This window comes from Paractinoplanes rishiriensis (assembly GCF_016862375.1).
Classification (GTDB): Bacteria; Actinomycetota; Actinomycetes; order Mycobacteriales; family Micromonosporaceae; genus Actinoplanes; species Actinoplanes rishiriensis.
The window spans coordinates 1-24917 of sequence record NZ_BOMV01000106.1 but is presented as its reverse complement, the minus strand read 5'-3'; the positions used below and the strand labels follow the sequence as shown (position 1 = coordinate 24917).

General features: G+C 68.8%; 21 protein-coding genes and 1 pseudogene. 6 read left to right on the top strand and 16 right to left on the bottom strand.

The annotated features are described in order from the left end of the window. Positions 1–5 precede the first annotated feature (5 nt). Positions 6–1400, bottom strand: coding sequence for a B12-binding domain-containing radical SAM protein (locus tag Ari01nite_RS44920; RefSeq protein ID WP_203790343.1), 1395 nt, complete (start codon positions 1398–1400; stop codon positions 6–8). A 175-nt stretch (positions 1401–1575) separates the two neighbouring features. Between Ari01nite_RS44920 and Ari01nite_RS44915 the strand changes: the two genes are divergently transcribed. Next, positions 1576–2970, top strand: a complete 1395-nt coding sequence (locus tag Ari01nite_RS44915) for an NsdA family TPR-like regulatory protein (RefSeq protein WP_203790341.1) — start codon at positions 1576–1578, stop codon at positions 2968–2970. 3 nt (positions 2971–2973) lie between these two features. Here Ari01nite_RS44915 and Ari01nite_RS44910 read toward each other — a convergent pair whose 3' ends face one another. Together Ari01nite_RS44910 and Ari01nite_RS44905 are read right to left on the bottom strand one after the other, a co-directional pair. Further along, a complete protein-coding gene (locus tag Ari01nite_RS44910) occupies positions 2974–4026 on the bottom strand; it encodes a phosphotransferase enzyme family protein (protein ID WP_203790340.1) in 1053 nt (350 codons plus the stop codon). A gap of 41 nt (positions 4027–4067) precedes the next feature. Continuing rightward, positions 4068–4625, bottom strand: a complete 558-nt coding sequence (locus tag Ari01nite_RS44905; protein WP_203790339.1) for a GNAT family N-acetyltransferase — start codon at positions 4623–4625, stop codon at positions 4068–4070. A gap of 174 nt (positions 4626–4799) precedes the next feature. Between Ari01nite_RS44905 and Ari01nite_RS44900 the strand changes: the two genes are divergently transcribed. Further along, positions 4800–5150, top strand: coding sequence for an STAS domain-containing protein (locus tag Ari01nite_RS44900; RefSeq protein ID WP_203790338.1), 351 nt, complete (start codon positions 4800–4802; stop codon positions 5148–5150). 164 nt (positions 5151–5314) lie between these two features. Here the strand turns inward: Ari01nite_RS44900 and Ari01nite_RS44895 are convergent. From Ari01nite_RS44895 to Ari01nite_RS44860, 8 genes and pseudogenes are all read right to left on the bottom strand, one after another. Then, positions 5315–5936, bottom strand: a pseudogene (locus Ari01nite_RS44895) (AAA family ATPase). Next, entirely contained in the window at positions 5933–6601 is a 669-nt protein-coding gene (locus Ari01nite_RS44890) for a class I SAM-dependent methyltransferase (RefSeq protein WP_203790337.1), read from the bottom strand. The pseudogene Ari01nite_RS44895 and the gene Ari01nite_RS44890 overlap by 4 nt, the downstream one beginning before the upstream one ends. A 297-nt stretch (positions 6602–6898) precedes the next feature. Next, positions 6899–7699, bottom strand: a complete 801-nt coding sequence (locus Ari01nite_RS44885) for a hypothetical protein (RefSeq protein WP_203790336.1) — start codon at positions 7697–7699, stop codon at positions 6899–6901. 889 nt (positions 7700–8588) lie between these two features. Continuing rightward, positions 8589–8837, bottom strand: coding sequence for a hypothetical protein (locus tag Ari01nite_RS44880; protein WP_203790334.1), 249 nt, complete (start codon positions 8835–8837; stop codon positions 8589–8591). 187 nt (positions 8838–9024) lie between these two features. Further along, the gene (locus Ari01nite_RS44875) at positions 9025–9576 is read right to left on the bottom strand and encodes a DUF6262 family protein (protein ID WP_203790333.1); all 552 of its coding nucleotides are present in this window, start codon (positions 9574–9576) and stop codon (positions 9025–9027) included. Then, on the bottom strand, positions 9573–12038 hold the full coding sequence (locus Ari01nite_RS44870) for a tyrosine-type recombinase/integrase (protein WP_203790332.1): 2466 nt from the start codon (positions 12036–12038) through the stop codon (positions 9573–9575). The genes Ari01nite_RS44875 and Ari01nite_RS44870 overlap by 4 nt, the downstream gene beginning before the upstream one ends. Continuing rightward, the gene (locus Ari01nite_RS44865) at positions 12035–13234 is read right to left on the bottom strand and encodes a tyrosine-type recombinase/integrase (RefSeq protein WP_203790331.1); all 1200 of its coding nucleotides are present in this window, start codon (positions 13232–13234) and stop codon (positions 12035–12037) included. The genes Ari01nite_RS44870 and Ari01nite_RS44865 overlap by 4 nt, the downstream gene beginning before the upstream one ends. 98 nt (positions 13235–13332) lie before the next feature. Next, entirely contained in the window at positions 13333–13662 is a 330-nt protein-coding gene (locus Ari01nite_RS44860) for a methyltransferase domain-containing protein (RefSeq protein ID WP_203790330.1), read from the bottom strand. 14 nt (positions 13663–13676) lie between these two features. Here Ari01nite_RS44860 and Ari01nite_RS44855 point away from each other — a divergent pair, with 14 nt between their 5' ends. From Ari01nite_RS44855 to Ari01nite_RS44840, 4 genes are read left to right on the top strand one after another with little or no spacing between them, the layout of a single operon-like run. Next, positions 13677–15179: a site-specific integrase gene (locus tag Ari01nite_RS44855; protein WP_203790329.1), complete on the top strand. Its 1503-nt coding sequence runs from the start codon at positions 13677–13679 to the stop codon at positions 15177–15179. Then, the gene (locus tag Ari01nite_RS44850; RefSeq protein WP_203790328.1) at positions 15176–16918 is read left to right on the top strand and encodes a hypothetical protein; all 1743 of its coding nucleotides are present in this window, start codon (positions 15176–15178) and stop codon (positions 16916–16918) included. The genes Ari01nite_RS44855 and Ari01nite_RS44850 overlap by 4 nt, the downstream gene beginning before the upstream one ends. Beyond that, on the top strand, positions 16915–19050 hold the full coding sequence (locus Ari01nite_RS50530) for a site-specific integrase (RefSeq protein ID WP_239163555.1): 2136 nt from the start codon (positions 16915–16917) through the stop codon (positions 19048–19050). Before Ari01nite_RS44850 ends, Ari01nite_RS50530 begins: the two co-directional genes overlap by 4 nt. Beyond that, complete coding sequence (locus tag Ari01nite_RS44840; RefSeq protein ID WP_203790327.1) at positions 19047–19448, top strand: hypothetical protein; 402 nt, start codon at positions 19047–19049, stop codon at positions 19446–19448. Before Ari01nite_RS50530 ends, Ari01nite_RS44840 begins: the two co-directional genes overlap by 4 nt. A 232-nt stretch (positions 19449–19680) precedes the next feature. Here Ari01nite_RS44840 and Ari01nite_RS44835 read toward each other — a convergent pair whose 3' ends face one another. From Ari01nite_RS44835 to Ari01nite_RS44815, 5 genes are all read right to left on the bottom strand, one after another. Beyond that, a complete protein-coding gene (locus tag Ari01nite_RS44835; RefSeq protein WP_203790326.1) occupies positions 19681–20520 on the bottom strand; it encodes a universal stress protein in 840 nt (279 codons plus the stop codon). 654 nt (positions 20521–21174) lie between these two features. Beyond that, complete coding sequence (locus Ari01nite_RS44830; RefSeq protein ID WP_203790324.1) at positions 21175–21999, bottom strand: universal stress protein; 825 nt, start codon at positions 21997–21999, stop codon at positions 21175–21177. Between the two features lie 293 nt (positions 22000–22292). Beyond that, positions 22293–22856 (bottom strand): hypothetical protein, encoded by a 564-nt coding sequence (locus tag Ari01nite_RS44825; protein ID WP_203790323.1) that lies wholly within the window; start codon positions 22854–22856, stop codon positions 22293–22295. Beyond that, complete coding sequence (locus tag Ari01nite_RS50525; RefSeq protein WP_239163554.1) at positions 22853–23407, bottom strand: cupin domain-containing protein; 555 nt, start codon at positions 23405–23407, stop codon at positions 22853–22855. Before Ari01nite_RS50525 ends, Ari01nite_RS44825 begins: the two co-directional genes overlap by 4 nt. 178 nt (positions 23408–23585) lie before the next feature. Next, positions 23586–24917, bottom strand: a 1332-nt coding sequence (locus tag Ari01nite_RS44815; protein ID WP_438872299.1) for a transketolase-like TK C-terminal-containing protein, incomplete at its 5' end; no start/stop codon positions are given.

The following is a 24917-nucleotide window of genomic DNA, read 5'->3' as shown; positions in this document are numbered from 1 at the left end:
GGCCTTCAGGCGTCGACGTACGGGGACAGGGCACGGTTGGCGTCGCGCACGATCTGCGTGTAGGCCGGGTCGTGCAGCCCGGCGATCTGGGCCTGGTAGTAGTCGACGTCGGCCCAGCCGGCGAGGGTGGTCGGCATCGGCCCGTACCCGTGGCGTTGCAGCAGCGTGGAGATCGGGGTGCCGGGCCACGGCTCCAAAAAGTGGATCTTGCATTGGTGGCGGGGGTCGAGGTCGCGGATGGCGAACGCGCAGTCGATGGTCTGCTGGTAGTGGCCGGGATCGGCGCCAGGCCAGCCCACGATGAAGGTGAACATGCCGCGGATGCCGGCGGCGGTCAGCCGCCGCGCCATCGCCGGGATCCCGGCCGGGTCGTACCGCTTGTTCGACAGCTTGATCAGCTCGGGGACGGGGGTTTCCAACCCGACCAGGACCCGGCACAGCCCGGCCGCCGCGGCGGCGTGCAGCTGCTCGTCGGTCATGGCTTGCAGGTCGGCCGGGTGCAGGCTGGCCGCCCACGGCACCCCCACCGTCTGCGCGAGGCGGCGGCCGAACTCGCCGGCGCGGTCGAGGTCGTGGAAGAAGTTCGGGTCGTGCAGCTTGATCCCGGTCGCCCCGCACAGGTTCACCATTTCGGCGATGGTGTCCACCGCGGCGGTGACCGGCCGCACGTACCAGGCGTGACCGGAGGTCTGCGGCTCGGAGCAGAACGTGCACCGGCGCAGGCAGCCTTCCGAGGTGACGTAGTTGACCGTCCGGTCGGCGATCGCCACGTCCGGGTTGACGTAGTTCTCCCAACACCTGATCAGGCCGAGGCTGGGCAGCGGATCGTCCGCGGCGACCAGAGCGCCGGACGCCGGCCGGGCAGTGCGACTGGCCTGCAGCGGCACCGGGTCGCCGCCCTCGGTCAGGATCCGCGGGCCGAGGGCGGCGGCCGGGCCGGCGGTGACCGGCTCGGCGGTGCCGGTCAGCCGTCGCATCAACAGGGCGAAACCGGCGTGGCCGAACCCGGGCACGACCGCGTTCGCCGGTGACTCGGCCAGGCACTGCGTGGGGAACAGCGTGGCGTGCGGGCCACCCCAGACCACGTAGCTGCCCGCTGCCCGGGCCATCTGCGAGGCGGCGAGCGCGTCGCGCAGCGCCGCCCCGGTCATCGTGGTCACCGCCAGCACGTCGCCCGGTCCGAGCCGGGCGACCTGTTGCTGCCAGGCGGGGTCGGTGCGCGCGTCGATCAGATGGGTCCGCAGCCCCGCAGCTGTCGCGGCCGGCGCGAGGTAGCACGCCCACCACGGCGTCCACGTCTGCTCCCGGCCACCGCTGTTGGCGTAGTTGGCCTTGGCCAGCGTCCGGGGTTGGAAGAACCACACGTCCGTGACTACCGGGTTCTGTGCTGTCACGCGCATCCTCCGACCCTGGCGCAGCACACCGGATGGTGGCAGGGGCCGCGGTGGTGCTGCTGGTGCGTGCCGGCCCGGCGTTGGTGCGGATGGTGCGGTTCACGCCACCGCAGTCCGTGAACCGCTACCGTCGGCCCTGGACACACCGCGCCGAGCCGACACCGCGAGAAGGAGAAGCGCCGTGGCCGGGGACCAGCCGCCGCCCGCGAACCACGGTCTTGCCGACCTGTTGCGGCAGGCCGGCTGGCGGCCGGAGACCCTGGCCCGGCGGGTCAACGCGGCCCTGGCCCGCAGCGGCGCCGACCGCCGGGTCCACGAGAAGACGCCCTACCGGTGGATCAGCCGCGGCGAACTCCCGCACGGTGAGGTACCCGACCTGGTCGTGCAGGTCCTGGCCGGTGCCCTCGGCGCCGAGATCGCCTATGAGCAGGTGTGGGCGCGGCCCCGCACCCGGGCCCGGCCGCCGCTACGCGCCGACCACGGCAACGATCTACCCTGGGACCAGAACGGCCTGCTCAGCCTTCTGGGGGAACCCGTGCCCACACGCCGCACCGTCCTCGCCGCGGCCGGCGCTGCGATCACCGGCCCCGCCTGGGCCGCCCTCGACCACCCCACCCCCACCCTGCGCTCGCTCACCGACGAATCCGGTCGCGTCACCCCACCACTGCTCGCCATGATCGACGGGATCGTCGCCCAGGCGCAGCACCTCGACGACCAGCAGGGCGGCGCCGCCCGCGGCTACGTCGCCGACCAATTCGGCACCGTGGCGCGGCTGCTGCGCCGCAGTTCCTACGACGCCGGCACCGGGGTCCGGCTGGCCGCCGATCTGGCGCAGCTCGCCCAGACCAGCGGCTTCATGGCCTTCGACGCCGCCGACGACGGTCACGCCCAGCACTGGTACCTGACCGCCCTGCGCGCGGCGCACGCCGCCGGCGACGCGGCGCTGACCGCCAGCATCCTCGCCCTGATGTCCAATCAGGCCGCCGACCGCGGCTATCCCCTCGACGCCCTGCAACTCGCCTCCGCCGCACAGCAAGCCGCCCGTGACACCGCACCGGTGGTCAGGTCGCTGGTGGCCACCCGCAGCAGCCTCGCCTACGCCGCCGCCGGGGACCTCACCGGCTTCTCCCGGATGCGCGAACACACCCTCGAACTGCTCGACCTGCCCGCCGACCGGCCTTCACCGCCGTGGGCTTCCTACATCGACCGGGTGGAACTCGACGCGATCACCGGGCGCGGCCTGGTCGTACTCGCCCACCAGCTGCCCCGGCAACAACCCCGGCTGCTGCGCCAGGCCACCCAGCTGCTGCACGCCCGCGCCCACACCCCGCCAACCGCCACACCGCAACGTTCCGCTCTACGGCACGGCGCGTGGCTCACCCTGGCCCACCTCGCCGCCGACGACCTCGACCATGCCCTCGCCTCCACCCGGCTGGCGCTGACCCGCCTGCCCGCGGTCAGCTCGACGCGCAGCATCGCCCTGCTCACCAGGGTCGCCGACGCACTCGTGCCCGCCGCCCGCCGATCACCGGCCGCCCGCGCGGTGCTGCGCGAACTGCGCGCGGCCCTGCCCTAAGCTTCAGCGCGAAGCCCGGCAGCCGAGCACCTGCCGCAGCGCTTGGTCGTCGTCGTCCGAGTACTCCCACAACCGCGCCACCGCCTCCTGCCTGGCATGCGCGTATCGCACCAGCGCCGGCACCGACAGCGGGTCCCCGGCTGCCAGATGCGCAGCCCGCCCCTCGACGAGGTCGTCGAAAGGGGTGACCGACGCGGTCATCACACACCGGGCCAGCCACGGCACCGCGGCCAGCACACCGGCCGGCACGCGACTATTGCAGCTGCGATAGGCCCGCAACAGGCAACCCAACCGTTGCGGCCAGCGACCGTCATGCAGGACCGCGTACTGCGAACACGCTGCCCGGGCGATCTCCCACAGCACCTGACGAACCGCAGGCGGCTCGAAGTCGATCAGAGCCGCCACCCGCTCCCCCCGGAAAATGACGTTGCCGGGGTGCAGATCCCCATGGACCACCTGCACCGCCGGCTCCGGCAGCCCCGCCACGATCTCGTCCACCTGCGGCAGCCTCGCCAACCGCCACCGCAAGACTCCCGCACCCCACACCCGGGTCGCCCGATCCAGATGCGGTGCCTGCAGCACCTGGTCGATCATCGCCGTGATCGAGGCACGGGACCGGACGAGATCGCACCACCTCACGCCAGGCTCCGCCCGCCGATAGGTGGCCAGCCGATCATGCAGGTGCCCGAGCACCTCCCCCAGCGACCTCATCCGGGCCGCGTCGAGCCCAACGGTGTCCCCGCAGTCCCCGTCGACGAACGTCCACGCCGACAGCCCAAACCCCAAGCCGGCGTGCACCGTCGCACCCCGAGCGTCGCACAGCGGCAGAGCTGTCGGGACACCACCCGCGTTCGCGTACCGGGTCAACTCGATCGCCGCGCGGGCAGCGTCCAGATCCGCGCCCCGCCGGTACACCTTGACGAACAACCGGTCCCCACCCGCCACGGTGGCGACCATGTTGATCGTTGCCAGACCGGCGTGGATCCGCCGCAACTCCAGAACATGCAGACCGTACGCATCCACCAGTGCCTGTTTCGTCAACTGCGTGACGCCCACCGCAGGCACTCTACCCACGACACCGCCGGCCAGCGCTCTGGTCACGACCGGTAGAACTCGTAACGCTGCTGCACCAGGCCGTACTGCTCGAAAGCGCCGACGTTGACCGCGCCGAGTCGCTCCAGCAGCCGCCGTGACCGGTCGTTGGCCTGCTGCGTCGTCGCGATCAGCAGATCGTGCTCGGTATGCGCGAAGAACCATCCGCGGACCAGCGCGACCGCCTCAGCCGCCAGCCCGCGGCCCCAGTACCGATGCCGCAACTGATACGACACCTCCCACGGTCCCCGCTTACGAGCAAGATCACCGCTACCGATCAGATCACCGCTACCACGGTGCACAACAACGAACTGGCCCCACACCCCGCCGGCGACCCGCGCCGAGGCTTTCGCCGCCGCAGCGACCGGATCCGCCGCGCCGCCGAGGAAACGGCGCACACGCTCGTCCGTGGCCATCTCCACCAGGCCCGCCTCGTCACCCACCGCCGGCTGCCGAACCACAACCCGCTCGCCGACCAACGGCGGATCCAACCAAACCGTCACCTGTCGAGCGTCCCAGACCAGACACGGCTTGAGCGGTAAACCGTTCAGCGCGCCCGACAACGAGCGCCTCTACGACCGCCCGAGCGTTCGTCGTCACGGCGGACCCCGATCAGGTACCACCCGCAACGGGGTCGTCCGGTCGGAGCTCGGAACCATCCTTGAAGATGTTGGGGTCGACCAGCGACAAACCGTATCGTCACCGCAGGTGATGAGATGAACACAGAACCGGTTCCGGTGGACGTCGTGGTGGAGCCGGCTGCGGACGTCTGCCGGATCGTGGTCAGCGGTGACATCGACCAAGTCGGCGTCCTCGCCTTCCGCCGCGCCCTCGAGGACGCTGTCGCGCACGGCCGGCACAGTATCGAGGTTGATCTGGGAGATGCGACATTCTTCTGCTGCGAAGCGGTGACCAGCCTGCACGAAGCGCGCCAAGCCCAAGAAGGCCGGCTCACCGTTACCCGGGCAGCGCCCGTGGTCCGCAAAGTGATCAGTCTCGTCGGCCTCGCCGCCACCTTCGGGCTCCAACCGCCCACGCCGGCCGCCGGCAGCGGCCCAACTTCCCATCCCGGCACCACCGTGGCCTAACCCTCGCGGTCAACACGACAGCGCAGCCGAGCGCGGACCACACCAGCCGCACGGACGGGATCGCGACTGCAGCAAGCTTGATGGCCCGGCCACCTCTTCCCGATCTGCGCATTCCTCGTCGCTCGGCAGGCAGGCCAGCGCGACGATGTCGCGTCAGCCAGCGCTCATCCTGCCCGCCCTGCGTTCTCGGGGGCGGCACCGCCTGCCGGGGCGGTCCCTGGCGAACGCTTCTCGGCGCAGCGCAAGCACAGTCGCGGGCACGGTGTCAGCGCGGCGGCCTCGGCCAGGCGGCTGTGATGCAGGATCGTCGACACGGTGTCCTCGAAACCCGAAGCCTCGTCGATGACCTGCTCTCCGGCTACGCCGAGCAAATCGAGCGGGGTATACCAGGCACGCATGTCCTCGGCGGTCACCGGGATCGGCTCCGGCCGCCTCCGGTGGCGGCGCACGGTCTCGTCGAACGACACGTCCAGCCAGTACGTGAACGACAGGCCCGCGTGCTCGGCGATCAAATCACGCAGCGGCCCGCCGTACTGGCCGGTGTGCAGGATCCCTTCCAGCACCACGTGATAGCCGGCCTCCAGCGCTGCCCGCGCCGCCGTCATGATGAAGCCCGGCGCAACCGTCGGCATGCTGTTGCTGCCGTGCTCGCGCAGCACGACCCGGCGTAGATAGTCCTGTTCGCAGGGCACAACCGCGGCCGTAACGTCGCCGCACTTCCCGCGCCGCGCTCGATTTTCCGCTGCCGGAGTTGCCGCGGATCACGACCAATGTAGTGGCGGTCATCGGGCGACCTCGGGCCAGGTGATCACGGTCAACCTGTGGCGACGGGGCACAAGCAGGCGAAGCAGCTCGGTGTCCGCCAGCTCGGTGCCGGCCGGGTACACCGTGATCTCCGGGCGATCACCGCAGCGATCCCTTTGCCTCCAGGCACCGACCAGGTCGATCAGGTCGTGGACCAGCGTGGTGGCGTCGGGGCCGAAGCCGTGTGCCCCGAGCTGCCACGCCGTGCCGTGCTGGCGGATGCTCAGATAGGCGAGGCTATCGCCGGTGAGCAGGGTCGGGCAGAAGAACCTGTCCTGCGGATCCAGGAGCCCGCCGGTGGCTTCCCGATTGACGTTGAGGACCCCGTACGGGCGCGGCTGGCTGGCCAGGAACAGGTGCAACCCTTCGAACGAATCGTCCATGGCCATGGTGATCGGCGACCACACCTCCACCCGCGGCCCATCGAGCGCCGCCGACAGCGCGTCGGCGTCGACCTCGGTCGTCGGATCGTCCAGGACCAGGACGGCATCGTCGCCGCGCACCGGCACCCGGCGCACTGGATCACGCCCGTGCCCCTGCATCTCCACGAAGCCACATTGCAGCGACACCGCGACAAGATGATCATCCTCGCGCTGCAGGGTGAGGCAGCGGGTGTTGCCGCGCATCCGCAACGGCACGACCAGCACACCACCGGGGGCGAGCTGCTGGGTCCAGGCCGGCGGGATGTCCCAGGTTCTCTTGGGCTCTCGCTCGACTATGGGACGTCGGCTTCCGCATTCCCGCAGCTCAAGTGGCTTCGTGGTCGAGCCTATCGAACGCAACAGGTGTGCTGCAAGTGTCCGCTGATCATGGTGGCAGGCGCTAGCCATTTTTGCCGGGGGATGGCTTCGAGTGCGCACCGCCAACCTGTCGACTTCGACGTGCAGTTGTGCCACGGCGATGGAGCGCCAGTGTTCCTTCGGCGAGCGAGCCGGTGGGCGTTGCTACATCCCGAAGTCGTCCAGCCCTCGGCCGAGGGTTGGGTCTGTCCGGCCCCGCGGCTCGAGCGATTCGTCCAACCAGCGGTCGTTACGCATATCCTCGGCTCGGCCGCCGGAGCCGGGCCGTCTGTCCTCTCTGCCGTCGGATCGCGCGACCTCGTCCAGGCTCGGCACGCGAAACCTTCTTGTGCGGCCGATCCTCGGGTGAACCTTCTCTTGGACCTCGACGTCGACGCCCGACACGGCGCCGCGTGCCTCACTGATCTCGATGGATCGAGATTCGGACGGTGCGACGCGTACCGACAGCCGATCGTCGGGGGCTGCGCGCATCATGTGGCCGAAACGTGCCTGCACGCTTCGTTCCAGACGGCCGGTGCGGCCACTGACCACTGCGTCGACCAGCGCCTCCGCAATGGCACGGCAATCGCGAAGCAGGGCACCGACGTCCGCCTCCACCCGGTCAGCACGCAGCGTGAAGCGATTGTGCTGGCGGCGGCGATCGCCTATGACGACCCGGCTGCTGCGATCGATGACGATGTGCCCTGGTTCCGATGATCGGGCGCGGATGAAACGGACCTTGGCGTGCGGCACCCGGTAACGTAGGGCCGGTCCCCGGCTTACCGCGTGCAGCCGGATCGCCTTAACGGCGCGAGCCCGGGCATCGGCGTCCCGCGGCATCCGCGCTAGCAGCTTCAGCGCGTAGCGGACCCGCGTCAGCCGCAAGACTTGGGCGAAACTCAGCTCCGGTAGGCGCATGCGGATGGTGTATTCGTTGACCTGCTTGCCGTGGTCACCGATCAGCACACCCCGCGACCGGACGATCCGGATGACCGGGTGCCTATCGCCCTCCGCCGTGTCGCGGGTGTAACGACGTCCGCTTCGCGGAGTTGACGAGCGACGGATCGCCGCCGCGAGGCCGACGTTGCCGGGGCGGCGTCGGGGACGATGCGGCCCCTCCTCGCGGTCCGTCGGGAGAGACACGTCCCGGTCCCCACGCCGGTGCGCCGGGGCTCCGCTGTCGAACCCGTTAGAGGCACGACGGCTCGGCCGGGCGGCGCTAGGAGAGCGCAATCCGCTTTCCTCTCCGCGAGCCTCGGGTGCCCTGCCCATCGACCGTCCTCTGGGAGTTGGGAATCCTGTCCAGAGTTGTGGCCGCCGAGAATCAGAGTCGGTCGCCGCGTCGCCGGACGGCTCGCTCCGCCTACCCGCCGAGACGGCCGGCGCGTCCCCGGCCGTCGGTCGCGCGGTCGCTGCCCGCAGGCTTCGCTCGAGCTCGATGATCGTCGCCCGGTGCTCTCGGCGCAGCCCGGCCACGAGGTCTCGATGCTCCGCCGTGAGGCGCCGCATCTGCTCGTGGTGCGCGGCGTTCAGGCGGTCCGACGTCGTCCGCTCGACTCGGTCCACACACCAGACGACGCTCGCCGCCAGGACCGCCCCGACGGCCACCACCACGGCACGCCGGAGTCCGGGCGCGCCCGCCCCGAGCCAGACCGCCACCAAGCCGACGAATGACAGGACAAAGGCCACCCGCTCCCGGCGGCCGCCGCCCGGCCATGCGGCGACGAGACCGGCCACCGCAAGCACCGGCACAACATACGCCCGCCACGTCGAGTCGGTCGCGGCCCAAACCGTCACGGAGACGGCGAGCGGCGCCAGCACGACGAACGGGACGTATCCACGCGCCGCCACCGGCCTACTCCCCATCGCCGACTCTGACGAACCACGAACGGGTCACATGCACGTTGTATTTGCTCCCCGCCGACGTGGGCTGAGAGCGACCGCCGGCTGCGAGTTGGTAGACGGTCAGGCCAAGCCCGAGAACGGCGACGACCGCCGCGAGAATGCTGGCGAGCTTGTCGCCGTCGGTCGGCCCGACGACTAGGAAGACAGTCGCGGCGGCGGCCGCGGCAACACCGGTGAGCAAAAGGATGACGCGTCCCATGCCCGATTCTGTGCGGCTCAGAGAGTCGATCGCCACCCGCCACCGGCATGCAACGAATGTGGCAAAGGCTTCAAGGAAGGAAAAATCGAGCTATGAGGACCTCGGCGAGATACGCGCTACGCGCTCACAGCGGGCAATCTGGACACCGCTGCGGTGACTGCTGGGCGCTTTCGGCAACTTCAGGTACTCACCTGGGCGCTCGGCTCGTGGCGTTGAGCTGCGTTATGAGTTCACGGTTGGTAGCCCGGGCCGCAGCCAACTCCTCCTCGACATCTTCCATCTTCAACCGCAAGTCCGCGTTGGTCTCCTGCAACTTGACGATCTGCCGGCGGAGGTCATCAACGTCAACGGCCGAGCCCAGCCCTGATCGGCTCCAGATCTCCTCTCCGATCGCTTCGGACAGCCGCTTCTCCAACAGAGAGACCTGGTCGGCCAGGCGTTTGCACCGGTTCTGGGTGTTGGCAAGATCGGCTTGGAGCGAGGCCCGGCTTACCGACGGCCCGACGCCGCCCCGTGGTTCGACGGCCGCGGCCTGGACGGCTTCGAGCAGGTCGCGGTGCTGCGGACGGTAGAGGAACGAGCGGTCGACGCCGGCCGTCCGGGCGATTGCCGAGATGCTGATCTCGGTGCCACTGGCGATGGTGGTCTGGAGGGCTTTGGCGACGCGCTGGCGGCGCCGCTGGGAATCCGCTCGTCTTCCGGCTGCCATCGCTGCGCTGCGGTTGTTAGAGGTGCTCATGCGGATCGCTCCGGTCGCAGGTCGGGCAGCGGTCGCCGGATGCCCGGAATGCCGAGCACGACCTGCCGGGTCCGGCGCACGACTGTGATCGCGTCCCGGATCTGGGTGTGCTCCACTTCAGTTAAGGAGGCCAGGTCCTGTTTGATGCTGCGAATCAGGCGGCGGACCCGGTCGATTTCCTTCTGCGAGGGCATGGCCTCGACTTTCGCCCATTCGTCCGCGGTGGTCATCGAAGCGATCCTTTCGCGGTTGCGCAGCAGGTCGGCGAGGTATGCCTCCAGGTCCGGAAGGTAGGAGATGTCGCTGCTGAAGTGCTCGCAGCCCAGACAGCGGAAGCGGATCGGGCAGTGGCCGCCGCCAGCTTGGACGTTGGTCGGCTCGCTGCATCGTCCGTAGGGGACCGCGACCTCCCCGAGGCCGTGGCGCAGGCGTTCGGAGTCTAGGATCTGTTCGGTCTCGCGCCAGATACGATTGCCGTGTCGGTCGAACTGCATACGAGCGACCTTGTCGACCGCCTCTCGTCGCCGCTCGTGGCCGACTTGGTAGTAGCCGCGAGTCGTGTCCATATTTTCATGATCCATTAGCTCGCAGAGCACGTCGATGCCGACCCCGGCGTCTGCGTGACGCTGGGCGTAGGTGTGCCGATACGCGTAGAGAAAAATTCTGGTCTTGTCGAACTCCACGGTCTGCGTGGTGCGTTCGCCGTCAATGACGACGGTGGTCACCGTCTGGATCGCAGGCAGTGCGGCGACCCATTCGCGGTGCAGGTCGCCCAGCGCGCTTGATGAGATCGCCTTGCGCCCGTACGGGTTGGACCGTGGGCTGGGCAGGAGCTTGAGCTTCGCCAGCGGCGTGTCGGAGAACTTCATGCGCACGGTCGTCTGCTGTTCGGCGATCAGAGCGGCGGTGGCGTCGGGGATCGGTAGGCGACGCTGACGGTGGTTCTTGGAGTTGTGGTAGGTCAGCACGTGCTTGCCACCGGGGTCGCGGCTCAGGCAGTCCCAGGGCAGTTCGCAGATCTCATCGGGTCGGCGTCCGGTGTCGATGATCAGTTCGATCGCAGTGCGCGCCTCCGGGCGCATCGCGCCAACGATCTCCAGGCTCGAGCACAGTGTCCCCATGACGTCGGCCGGTAGGTCGCGTCCGGCCTCGTCGCCCTGCAGCTCATCGGGCATGTCGCGGCTGGTCAGGGCGAACTGCTCCGGTAGTCCGGTCAGAGGTTGTCCGGGGCGGGTCAGACCGAGCGAGCGCATCTGCTGCAGCACCCACTTCAGCTCTCGGCAGGCCCTGATTCGGCTGAAGTCGCTCAGCTCGCCTTGGCTGTTCAGGAACGCCAATCGGTGCAGATGGTGCTCGATATCGATACGGCCCAGAGCAGCCGGGTGCGCCCCGCTGTCGTCGCGGTGCGCCCGAAGGCTCTCCGACACCCGCTCCAGCTGCCGAATCTTCGCCTGAACGACACCAGTCACGTTGCTGCCGCGGCGGTGCGGGATGTCGTCGGCCGCCCACCGCTTCGTTGCAGCCCGCAGCCACGGCTGGGAGAGGCCCCGGAAATCCAGCCGCCCGCCATGTCCGAACACGAACATGTCCCACACATCCTTTGCGACCTCGCGCTCCGGACTCAGCCGCGCACGGCGGATGTGCTTGACGAAATGGTCAAACAGCGTCCGCGACGGACTGGCCGGCCACGACCCTGTGTAGTCGAGCACGGACCAGACCTGGTCGGCGCGCAGACCGTCACAGACCTGCTTGAGTTCGTCCTGCTTGGTCCGAGCTCCGCTTCGAACGCGCTGCTGGAGACCGAACAAAAGCTCGGGGATCACGAGCGGCGCCAGTCCACGGAAGCTGACCATGTTCGCCTCGGCGACCGACGGTTCGGTGGCCCGCCACCGCTGCTCGTCGAAGCCTGACCCGGCGCGGACCAGCCGAAAGCGGGTAGCGTGCGCCTGGCAGTACCCGTAGGCGCCCATCGCGTCCCGCAGGCAGGACGCGACCAGGCATGGCCCGAAGGACGGCAGCGCGGCCACACGGGGATGCTGGACGAACTCCTCGAGCGGTATCCGCAGCGAGTACGCGCGCTGGTTGCTGTGGGTGTTGCAGAGCGGATCGCCCGAGGTCTTCCACGGGCGAGGGCAGTCAGCAACCACGCATCGCCCCACTCCGGCACGGCGGTGCCTGTGCGGAATGGCCGTGAACTCCTCCATCGCCAGACCGCTGGCTCGGTGCCGCACGGAGCAGGGTGTGCACAGCTGTCCCGCGCGTGAGGACGGCGCCCCGCACTCGCTGACCACGCACGGCCGCCGACCCAACTGGGGATGCTCCGCCGGAGGACGAAGCAGTAGTTGTTCTGCATCCCACCCGGCGTCGGCCAGAAACGCAGGGTCCAGCAGCCGCGCGAACTGGTGCGCTGCGTTCGGCATCGGCGAGTCAGCCCCCGGCATGACGGCCAACTGCGTGGTCATCGCTGACCTTCCTCGGACAGGCGGGGAGACGGCACCCGCTCGACGGCCGCGCGAAGCCGCTGCGTCGACGGGTGCAAATAGACCAATGATGACGACGCCTGTGCGTGCCGCAGGAGCTCCTGCACCTCGTCCAAGGTCGCGCCAGCGTCCACGAGGTTGCTCCCGTAGGCATGTCGACACATATGCGGCGTCACATGCCGTGCCAGCCCGGCCCGTTTCTCCAGCCGAGCCAGAAGATCGTTGACCGCACCGGGAGGCATCGGGGCGCCGATCGGCTCACGGAACAGATTGACGATCAGGAAGTCACTGTCCGCAGCCCGCTCGACCGTGGCCCGCTCGAAGACGTACTGATCGTACGCCCGCACCGCGAGCGAGTCGACCGGCACCGGCTTGCTGTGGATCGATTTCGCCCAGGCTCCGTTGACATTCTGCCGACGCACGACGTGCAGGTGCGAGCGGTCGATCAAGCAGCCCAGTGGCGACGAGTCGACAAGAAAGTGGATGTCCTCACGGCGCAACCCCACAACCTCACTGCGTCGAAGCCCGGCTCGGGCCATCAGCAGCACGATCAGTCGGTCCCGGGCCGAGCGGCATGCCCGCAACAACGCGACGATCTCCTCGTCGCTCGCCCGGTCCACCTGATGCTTGGGCACCTTCATACGATGCCGGGCCTTGAGCCGGTGAAACATCGTCCCGTCTTCCGGCCGCGCCTCGACGGGCAGGTCCCGGTTCTCCGAAACGTCGAAGAGCACGGGCACGACGTCCGCCGCGACAGCACCAGAGCCGACGCCGTGCAGAAGGAAACCCCGAACCCCGGCCAGCACCACGTTGATGCGGCTCGCTCCCCGGACAGACTTCTCACCGGGACCCACCAGCACCTCCGCACCACCAGAGGTCCCCAGCTTCCGCGGCACGTGCCTGAGCCACGTCACGAACATGCCCATGAAGCCTGCGGCGGTCCTCCAGTCTCGCCCCGTTCGCCGGCACCATGCCAGATACAGCGCGATGGCTCCGGCGTAAGCCTTCGAGGTCAGCTCCGCATTGTCCTCGCCGAATCTCACCTGCCGCAGGTACTCGTCGGCCTCCCGTACCACGACCAGCTCGTCATCAAGCACCGTCCAGTAGGCGGCACCGCCGGGCATCTGGACTCGAAACGCACGCACCCTCAAGATCCTCCACAGCTCAAAGATGATCATGAGATCATATCGAGCCACATGCACTACAGGCCGAGAGAAGTGTTGCGCTACCAGCAAAGATGCGCTCCCACGCAACGTCCTACAACAGAGCTGGAACCCTAGAGAACGCTGGTCTCGACGGTGACGATCACCGCGTCGTACCGACCACCGTCGGCGTACCCGTTGTCGCCGTCCGCATGCTCTACACGGACCTGCGGATACCCGGCCTGTGCCAAAGCCCGACGGGCGTTGTCCACGACATCCTCGTCGATGTCGACGCTGACCACCGTGCCGGTCGGACCGACGACCTCGGTGAGCAGTGCCGCGTTGTACCCGCCCGAACCGATCTCCAGCACCCGTGACCCCAGCCGCAACCGGGCGGCTTCGAGCATGTACGCCTGCAACCACTTCCCTATTTGATCTACGTGTTGCGTGACCGTGCGTTGCATGTAGAAGGGCCTCCATGAACAGGCACTGGCAGATACACAGGGTGACAGGTACGCCGCTCGTTGTCCCGTCGCGGCTCACGAAAGTGGCAGGGTGGGACGGGCTCGCGGGCCGCGAGCAGGCACTCGGCATCGAAGCGGGATCACTGTTCTTCACCGATCCGGACTACCGGATCGATCCTCGGCTGACGCGGTATCTGACGCGCAGCAGCTTCGCGTGGCTGGCGGCCGAGACGCGCAGAAGCTACGCGACGGACTGCTGCGTGTTCTTCGACTTCCTGTGGTCGCGGGGCAAGAACTGGAGCGAGGCCTGCGAAGACGACGTATGGGACTTCCAGCACTGGCGTCGCTGGTCGCCACGCAACTCGCGGGTGATCAGCGGTAGCAAGTGGAACCGTGAGCTGGCAGCGTTGAACAGGCTCTACAGATGGGCGGTCGCCGACAGGGCAATATTGAAGAGCCCGGTGACCGAGCGGGTCCGGGTGACACGGGGAGGCGAGCCAGTCTCGGTGCCGGCGGGTCGGGCGCGCGAGGTGCGCTCCAGCAACGTCAAGTGGCTCACGCCGCGGGCCTACCGGCTGTGGCGCGATGTGGGACTGCGTGGCTACGCGGCCGATTCACGGCGCGATCCGTCGTGGCATGGCCGCAACGATGATCGCAACGCCGCGTACGCCGACCTGCTGTTCAGTTCCGGGCTGCGCCGCGCCGAGGGTGCCTCGTTGCTGACGATCGAGGTCCCGACACTCGTCGAGGCGACCCATCGGTACGCCCGCGGCCAGCTGGGTCGCGAGGTCACCAAGTCGAGAAGAGCGAGGACCTTCTACGTCTCCGCCGACGCTGTCGGGGCCATCGACGCGTACATCGGCACGACCCGCCGGGCGGCGGTCCGCCGCGCCCAGACCGCCGGCAGATACAAGGCTATGTCGGATCGTCGACTGGTCGTGCGCAGGTCCGGGTGGCGTGGGACGACGCTGCACTGGCTCGACAACGACGGGCAGACGGTGCAACGCAGCCTCGACATGATCGGTGTCGAGGACCGGTTGCGCTTGTACGTCCTCGGAAAGGACGGGCTGGAGCCGTTGTGGTTGTGGCTGGCCGAGGACGGAACTCCGTTTCGGCCGCACTCCTGGGAGGCGGTCTATCGCGCCGCGTCGCAGCGCTGCCAGGTGGTGCTGGCCGGTCGGGTGGCGCAGCCGCCGTGGTTCACACCGCATATGGCCAGGCACAGTTTTTCCCTGCATATGCTGGTGGTGCTCCAGCACGCTCTGGACCGCCGGTTCGGTCTGAGCCCGGAGGAACGCCGGGCAATGCGTGAACTCTACGGCGACGTCTGGGGACTGGTCCGAGACCTACTCGGGCACGCCAGCGAGGAGACCACCCGCAACATATACGCCGCTCCCGTGGCCGACCTGCAGATCAGGTCCCTGCTACTCGAGGAGCCAGCGGAGGACACCACCGAAGCGCTGGCACAGCTGGCCCGGCTTTCCGGCCGGGTGCTGGACACGGAGCTCGCGTCGTGAGCCGCGGACGGCCGGCGGTGCGACCGGACGCCTCTGCCCGGAGGCCGCAGCTCCTTGACCCGTCCGGGCTCGTGGTCAGCCATCTCGATGAGAGCGACCAGCGCCGTGTCGAGTACGACCTCGCGGCGCTGCGGTTGCGCCCGGCGATGGCCCGCAGCGTGGCCGAGCGGTTCGCGCAGTTCGCGGGGCCGGGCGGAACGTGGCGGTCGGTGAACAGCAGCCGCTGGGCGTTCGACATGCTGCGCCAGTTCGCCCAGTTCTTGGCTGAGCAGCAGCCCCCACCGGAGGACCTGCCCGACATCACGCCGGCGATGTGGGCAGCGTGGCGGCTGACCACCGGCGAACGCCAGGGCCGACTGTTGAAGTTCACGGCCGGGTTCCTCCGCGGGCATCCACGACTTCCACAGGGCACCCGAGACCTGATCATGCGGCGACTCCCCGCGGAGACGGTGACCGAGACCGCGTACACCACGCAGGAGTTCGACGCGATCAAACGGCACGCCGCGCGAACGTTCCGTACCGGCCTGCTGCGGATCCGCGCCAACGTCGAGCATCTGCAGCGGTGGCGAACCGGCGCGATCGAAGAGTCGAGCCCGCAGTGGCGCCTGGGTGCGCTGCTGGATCACATCGCCCGAACAGGCCGACCACCGACCTATACGGCGCGCAATGGCCAGGAGCGGATCCGGTATGCCGACGCGGTCGTGCTGGGCGGGTCTCGGGCTGAGACCACGTGGGCCAGGCTGTTCTTGACGCCCGCCGAGGCCAGGGCGCTGCTGACGCTGATGCTGTGCACCTACGGCTGGAATGCGGGCTCGATCGCCGAGCTCGACATCCCGCAGATCGTGTCCGCAGAGACCGACGGCCCGGTGGTCTACCGCGTCGAGCTGCACAAGCGGCGCCGCCGCGCCCCGCATCGATACGAGAGCCGCAACCTCACCGACTGGGGAGCCCGTTCGCCGGGCCGCCTGATCGGCGAGGCGGTGGAGGCGACCGGCCCCGGGCGGGCAGCGCTGGAGCTGGCCGGCACCCCGAGCAGCCGGCTGATCGTCTGGCACACCCGAGACAACCCGGCCGCGTCAGTGAGCCTCCAGTTCGCGGCCACCCTCGAGCAGCTCGCTGGCAGCAGGACCCGCGGGGACGATCGGCGGGTGCCGTTCGGCCAGGGCAGCATCGAGGTGAACCTGCGGCGACTGCGCAAGACGTTCGTGGTGGCCAACCAGCCCGACCTGATGCAGCACAGGCGCGACACCCGTGACCGCGTCTATGTGCTGCCCGATCCACGCACCAAACAGGAGACCCGGGACGCGATCGAGGCCGGCGTCAACGACGCGGTCGAGTTCGCCCGCGTCCAGTTCCGTGCGGCGCTGCGCCGCGCCGCGACGGACCCCGCGGCCGACACCGCGACGGTCACCTGCGGGGACTACCACCACAGCCCGTTCAGCGAGCACGGCACCGGATGCCGCGCCTCGTTCCTGCTCTGCTTCATCTGCCCCAACGCCGTAATCACCCCACGCCACCTGCCCCGCCTGGCGCTCCTGCACCGATCGCTGGACGACCTCCGCGCCGTCCTGCCAGCCGAGCAATGGGCACAGGACTGGGACGTACACCACCAGCGGCTGACCAGCATCAAGCAAGCCCCGGATTTCACCGCGGCCGAGTGGGACGACGCCCTGACCGCGGCGACCGACGACGACCGGCAGATCATCGAAAACCTCATGACGAAGGAATGGCAGGCGTGAGCACCGCCACGCACCAGCTCACCCAGGAACTGCCGCACCCCGACACGCCGGTGATCGACCCCGAGAGCGTCCCACTGGCCCAGCGGCACCTGATCCCGCGCTTCGGTGACCCGCAGTGGCCGATCGCGCCGATGTCGCAGAACCCGTCGGTCGCCAGCCAGAACATCATCTGGAATCGCGTCCCACCCCGGTTCCGGGACAGCATGCGCGCAGCCGCCTGGATCATGTTCCGCCAGTCGCTGCCGGATGCCCTGGTCGCCCGACACAACAACCTGATGGTGACCAAACCCAGCATCGCGCTCGCCTTCCACACCATCGCCGCCTGGCGGAACCTCGCGACCTGGGCCGACCAACGCGGCATCCAGGCTCTGCCCGACGTGCGGGCCGCCGACATGACCGAATACGTCCGCCAGAACATTCAGCGCGGGCTGGCCCGCGACACCGTCAAGGGCGCGCTGGTCGCGCTGAGCCGACTCCACTACTACTCCACCCTGCACCTACCTGCCGAGCACCAGCTCGCCGCGCCGCCTTGGCTTACCGACGGCATCGACGCCTATCTGCCGGCCGGATCCGCCGGCGGCGAGAACGCCACCGACGCCATCAGCCCGGACACCATCGGCCCCCTGCTGACTTGGGCTCTGCGTTTCGTCGAGGACTTCGCCGACGACATCCTCACCGCCTTCACCGAACAGCAGCAGCTGCGCCACGCCACCAACGCCAGGACCGAAGCCGACGCCGGCCCCAACGCGTTCGCGAGGATCGAAGCGTTCCTCGAGAACCTCCAGCAGCGGGGACACCCCGTCCCGTCCCGCAGCCGCAACGGCGGGCACGAACAGACGCACCCCGCGCTGTTCCTCGCCAGCGTCACCGGAACCCTGGTGGGCCAGGCGAGGATTGTCCTCAAACGCCCACACTGGGTCGCCGCCGCGGCAGCCAACCCTGGACCGTGCTGGCTGACCACCCCGGCGACCGCGACGATCGCCGGCACGCCATGGCAGCCGGGGTTCGACTTCTACGCCATCGACGCCCTCCACCGGCACCTGATCGCGGCATGCTTCGTGGTCATCGCCTACCTGACCGGCATGAGACCGGCCGAGGTCCTCGCCCTGCGCTCCGGATGCTGCCCTGAACCCGACGACACGACATCCGACGCCGGCCCGCGCCGCTACCTGATCAACGGCAAGGTGTTCAAGAACGCCCGGGACGACGACGGCGTCCACCTGTCGGCCGGACGGGACCGCGACACCCCATGGGTCGCCATCCCGCCGGTTGTCCGCGCCATCCGCGTCATGGAGCGCATCGTGGGCGACGGCGACCTGCTGTTCGAACGCGACACCCCCCACTCGACCCGCACCCCGAATCCCGGACGATCACTGACCCACACGACCGCCGCCCACCGCATCGAAAAGCTCATCACCTGGGTCAACGAGTACGCGCAGACGAACGGTCGGCCCGCCGAGGCAATCCCGCCCGACCCATCCGGCGGGACCGGGATCTCACGGTTCCGTCGCACCTTGGCCTGGCACATCGCCCGACGCCCCGGTGGCCTGGCCGCCCTGGCCGTCCAGTACGGCCACCTGCGGACGATCGTCAGCGAGGGGTACTCCAACCGCTCCCGCGACGGCATCGATAAGCTCATCGATGTCGAGACCGCCCGCGAGATTGCCGAACGCCTCAGCGACCTGAACGAGGCGATCGGCTACAACGAAGGAATCTCCGGGCCGGCCGCCCGGCGGCTCATCGACGCGGCAGCCCGCGCACACCACCGCTTCGGCGGCATCATCACCACCCACCGCCAAGCCCGAGCCCTGCTCGACGACCCCGGGCTCACCGTCTTCGAGAACCAACGGGCCTTCCTGCTCTGCAACTACGCCCGCGACAAAGCGCTCTGCCACCCCGGCCGCGCCAAGGCCGAGAACCCTAGCCTGGACCGCTGCCAGCCCCTCTGTGCCAACATTGCCCGCACCGACCACCACGCCGTTCGCATGCTTCAGCACGCCGGCCGGCTACAAGCGCAAGCGGGTGCCGTGCCGACCCCGCTGGCCGACCGGCTCAACGCCGAAGCCGAAGCACTCACTGCCCAAGCCCAGCAGCATCTCGATGACCGGATCAACGACAGGACAACTTCATGAAGACTGAGCCCACCGCCGAACGCGACGCGATCAAGGCCGCAGCCTCCCGGCTCCTGACCGGGAGCCCACTGCGCTCGAGCGGAGCGCTGACCGTTGTCGCCCTCGCCGAGGAAGCCGGCGTCAAAAGGCACGTTCTCACGCATCGCCACACCGACCTCAAAGACTTGTTCTACGCCCAAGTGCGCGCCCGGGGCCAAGTTCCCGACAGCGAGCGCCGACTCCGACAAGAACTCGAAACGACCAAATGCCGGCTGGCCGAAGCCAACGAGCGCCTCAAGACTCTGCGAGACGACAACAATATGCTCGCTCGCATCATGAACGTGCTCGCCAGCGAGAACGCCCAGTTCCGCGACCAGCTGCGATCTGTCTCAACCGCGGTCGTTCGGCCGATCGGCTGACTGTGCGAGGGCGGCACTGGCCCAACGTCCTCACCAGTCAACAGATCCGCGGGGTCCGTAACGCGAACGACTCAGCGGCTAGCCGTTTCCCAGCAGGGAACGACCTGCGGCCTGCATCTCGGCGTTCGCCGTAGCCGGTTGGCGCTGGCTCACAATGGCGGCATCGGCGGGTGGCTCGCAGGTGCGATGTGCGGTTGCAGCCGGGCCGCGCGGTGAGCGTGCTGCTGTTGGATCAGTCAGGGGTTTGAGCGATCAGTACGGGACAGTCGGCGTGGTGTAGCAGGTGCAGCCGGATCGGCCCTAGCCGCATCGCGTCGAAGTGTGTCCGGGCCCCGGCGCCGACCACGAGTAGGCTGGCCCGCCGCGATTTCTCCACCAGCACAGCGCCGGCGTCGGCGCGGACTACGTCGACGGCGACGGGTATCTCGGGGAATTTCTCTCGCCACGGTGCCAGCAGTTCTATCAGGTCGTGCCGTCGTGCGCGCCTGATGGTCCGCAGATCGCTGCCGGGCAGCATGGTGACAGCGGTGACCGCGAGCAGTGTTGAGGACGGCCGCAGCGCCGCCTCCTCAAACGCGGCACCGGCGGTTGTCGATGCGTCTGGTGTGTCGTCGAGCCCGACCACGATCATGTTCTTGTCCTCGCGGTCGTGGGGGCGCACCACGGCGACCGGGCACGGCGCGTACGCGGCGGCCTGGCTGGTTACGACGCTGAGCATGCGGCCGCGCTCGCCGCGACCGCGGCCCCCGACGACCAGCAGGTCCGCGCGGGCGGCAGCCTCGAGCAGCACCGGCACCGGCTCGCCAACCACCGCGGAGCTCCAGACGCGGATGTCCGCGGCTATGGAGCGCGCCTGGCTTACGGCGGCGTCCAGAATCGCCGTGACCTGCTCGCCGGCCGTATGCACCAGTTCACTGCGGGAGGTGAAGCTTCTGCCTGGTATCCGCCACTGATACGCGACGACGACGTGCAGGTCCACGCGGCGCAGTTGGGCCTCGGTGACTGCCCAGCGGACAGCTGCGCTGCTGCTCGCCGATCCGTTGACGCCGACGACGATCTGTCCTGTGGTCATTGGAACTCCTTCACGGCGACAGATGGCTCGACGGTCTCGCGTCCTGCCAGACAGGACTCGGAGCCGGGGTCACCAGTTCGCAGGCGGGTCGCTGGCGGGAAAGGAGTCCCGCCCCCAGATTTCGACGATGTCGCCGTCATCGGCCTGCGGGTCGTGGGGCGGCGGCTTGCGTAGTGTCGGTCCTGTCGTCACGACGACCGCTTCGGCGCCCGTGGGAGGTTTGTCAGTTCCCACTGTTGTTCCTCCGTTCTCTGCGAAGAGAAGCACCTGGGATTGGGGTTATGCCTGGCAGACGCTGGCCCCAACGGGTGCTGGGTAGGTCTCGTACGCGGTCGGTCTCGATCATGCACCCGTACTGCTGGCACATGGTGTAGGTGCCCGGACGCGATGCGTCGCAGGGCCGCTGGGGTGTCGTCAACGGCGTGCCGCGCCGCGGCCATCCGCACTCGGGCGAGATCTCCGGAACGTCCGGAATCCGCGGGCTGAGCCGGGTCGGGAAACGCGTACCGGACGAACGTATGGTGCAGTTGGTGCACGGCCCCAGCCCAGCGTCTCGCGGTCGTGTTGCTTCTCCGTGCGCCGATCGGCGGCGTGGTACGTGTCGACATCGGTCACTACCGCGGCTCGGGTCGATCCGGTGGCGCGTTGCACCGGCTATGCGGGGGACGGCACGACCGTGACGGAGCAGCTCGCGTGGTCGACAAGGGCACGCGAGGTGGAGCCCATGATCAGGCCGCGGAAGCCGCTATGGCCGCGGGAACCGACAACGATCATGCCTGCGTGCAGCCGGTTCGCGGCGTCGATCAAGGCGGCTGCGGGCGTGGCGCCGTCGGCGGCCTCGCGCCGGTATTTGATGTCGCCGTAGTGTTGGGCAAGCTGTTCGATTCGCGCCGTGACCGAATCCGGCTCGGCTTCTGTCAGTGTCTGGCCATGGGAGATGATCACCAGTTCAGCGTCCTGTCGACGGGCTTCGGCGAACGCGACGTCGGCCGCAGCCAGCGCGTGTGGCGAGCCGTCCATGCCGAGAACGATCGCCGCGTCATCGGCGGTGTTCGCGTCTCGTGCCACGGTGACCGGGCAGGCTGCGTGACCGGCGAGCTGTGTGGCGGTGGACCCGGCGAGCAGACCGGCGAATCCGCCGGTGCCGCGGTGGCCGACCACCAGCAGCTGCGCCTCACGTGAGGCATCGATCAGTACCGCAGTCGGTGAGCCGTCGACTAGCCGGGTGGTCACCGCAAGATCCGGGAATTCGTTGCGCACGGTAGCCGCAGTCCGGCCAAGCAAGTCGAGCAGCGCTTCCCGCGGGCCGCGGTCGACGTCCAAGTCCGGCGGGTACATCGGGGCCAGCAGAACTGACCAGCCGAACGCGTGCACGATTCGCAGCTCGCTACCACGCAGCGCGGCTTGGCGGGCGCCGTGCCGCACGGCCTTGTCGGCGGCGGCCGATCCGTCAAAGCCGACAGCCACAGGGGTGTTCATCGCGTACCTCTTTCGGAAGGTTGCTCGGTGCTGTCCGCGCATTCCGGAAGACGACGCCGACAGTCGGGCTTCCGGGATCAGGTCACGCACGGGCTGTATCTACTGTCGCCCCGCGGGTCGAAGGTCGGACAGGTGCCGCAGCGGTCATTGTTCGGCCTGCTACCTTGCCGGGCGCCAGCAACAAGCGCGTGGCGGTGCCGGTTGTCGCGTCGTATCCCGCAGGCTGCTTGCCCCCAAAGCGTCGGTTTGACGGTTGGCACCAACGGATGGCGGTCAGCAGTACTCGACGCTGCTCAGGAGTGCCGTGAGTGGGACAGCACCATGCCGACCGGGACGCTCACCGCCAGCACGAGTAGCAGCATCCGGTAGGCACGGTCGACGAGCAATGACGCCCAGGCGGTAGCCAAGCGAGCTGACGTACCGGTACCTGGTCGCGCGGCATGCCACGCGAGCACCAGCGCGATGACCAGAAGGATCGAGCCGAGATCAACCGCCCAGGGCGCACCGGTCAGGGTCGCGGCGATCACCAGGAGGTTGCCCACGTTCCAGCATCCGATCTGTGCCCAACTGCGGCGTGGCTGCAGCACATCGGGTCGCCGCGACCGGGCCTGCCCCATGGCCCACTGGGCCACGCCACCGACCAGCACCAGATAGGCCGCGAGCCAGCTGCCGTGGGCCAATTCGAGTGGCCCGGTGACCGCGGCGACCAGGCCACCGATCACGACGCAACAGATGCCTGTCGCGGTCAGCACGGCTGCCGGTCCCGGACGTAGATCGTGCAGCGGCCCGAGCCGCGAGGCCGCGTTCCCGTTGTGCGCCGCGCCGTCCAACCCGGCCGGTCCGGACGACCCGGTCATCCCCGGGCCGTCGAGACAACGCTCAGCAGCACCGCGCAGTCTTCGATGGCGGCAAGGTCATGGCGAGCCGGCGGGATGTCCAGATAGTCGCCGGTGGCCGCTTCCCAGGATTCGCCGCCGGCGCTCAGACGCACCCGCCCGGCCAGCACCTGCAGGGTTGCCTCACCGGGGCTTTCGTGCTCGCCGAGCGTTCGGCCCGCCACCAGCGCGAGTACCGTCTGGCGCAGGGCATGCGTCTGCCGGCCGTGGATCGTGCGCGCGCACCGGCCCGTCGACGAGGCATGAGCCGCGGCAACCTGCTCAGCCGCCAAGGCGGACAACGACACAACATCCATCACGATGCTCCTTCCGAGCCGAGATAAGCCAAAGACAAGCCTGGTTCGACAAAGGTCGGGTCGCTCGACCGTGATCGGCGAGCCCTGCGCCTGCACCGCTTCCTCCATCGAACCCAAGTGGACCGGACCCGTCACGCCCGAGCGACTGACCGCGACATCGAGGAACGGGCACTGCCGCAGGCCGACCTGGCGCCCGTCGCTCGCTCGGATGCCCACCAGTTCCGGCGTTCCTGGAGGCCTGATGTCGTTCCCAGTGCCGCCCGGCCGGCAGATGCCTGGCCGCCAGGATCGAGATCGGCGGTGATCGCTCCGGCGAGCACCCGCCATTTGCCGGGAATCAGCGGACTGTAAGCCGGCGTCGCCCGCCTGCGAAATGCACATTGTCCGGCTCCTGTCATCCCGTGCTGGCCAGGGTCACGCCGTCGTACGCCGCTTGTGCCTTGCCGAGCGTGGCCCCGTCCAGCAGCCCGGTCGCCGCCAACTCCTGGATCACGCGCAGGGCGATCGACGTCTCGTCGGTCCCGTAATGCCGGCGCAGCGCTGTGCGGGTGTCGCTCCTGCCGAAGCCGTCGGTACCCAGTGACGCCCACCGGCCTGGCACGAACCGGGCGATCTGGTCCGGTACCGCCCGCATCCAGTCAGACACGGCCAGCACCGGCGCGGCGTGTTCCTGCAGGCGACGAGTGACGTACGCAATGCGGGCGGGCTCGTCCGGATGCTGCACATTCCAGCGTTCGACATCGAGGGCCTCGCGGCGCAGCTCGGTCCAGGACGTGACGGACCAGACGTCGGTGTGCACGCCCCAGTCATCGTGTAGCAGGCGTTGCGCGGCCAGCGCCGCCGGGACGGCGATACCCGATGCCAGGATGTGAGCCGCCGGACCGTTGGTGTTGCCGGCGCCGCCGAGGCGATGCATGCCGGCCACGATGCCGGCGATGTCGACGTCGTCCGGTTCGGCCGGCTGCAGGATCGGCTCGTTGTAGAGGGTCAGGTAGTAGAAGATGTTCTCCTGCGGTTCGCCATACATCCGGCGTAGACCGTCACGGATGATGTGCCCAAGTTCGTAGGCGTAGGCCGCGTCGTAGGCCAGGCAGGCGGGGTTGGTGGCGGCGAGCAACAGGGAATGGCCGTCCTGATGCTGCAGACCCTCGCCGTTGAGCGTGGTGCGGCCGGCCGTGGCACCGAGCAGGAACCCCCGGGCCATCTGGTCCGCGGCCGCCCAAAGTCCATCGCCGGTGCGCTGGAAGCCGAACATCGAGTAGAAGATGTACAGCGGGATCATCGGCTCGTCGTGGGTGGCGTACGAGGTGCCGGCCGCAGTCCAGGAGGCTGTCGCTCCGGCCTCGGTGATCCCCTCGTGCAGGATCTGGCCGTCTCTAGCCTCCTTGTACGACAGGAACAGCTCCCGGTCGACCGACGTGTAGGTCTGGCCGTGCGGCGAGTAGATCTTCTTGGTAGGGAACAACGCGTCCAGCCCGAACGTACGGGCTTCATCGGGAATGATCGGCACCAGCCGGTGACCGATTCCGGGATCCTTGATCAGGTCCTTGATCAGGCGGACCAACGCCATAGTGGTGGCCACCGGCTGAGCGCCCGACCCGCGCTTAACGCTTGCATAGGCGGCATCGCCGGGCAGGCTGAGCTGCCGGCTCCGTACGACCCGACTCGGCACGAAGCCGCCGAGCTCGTTGCGGCGCTGGAGCATGTACTGCATCTCGTCGGACTT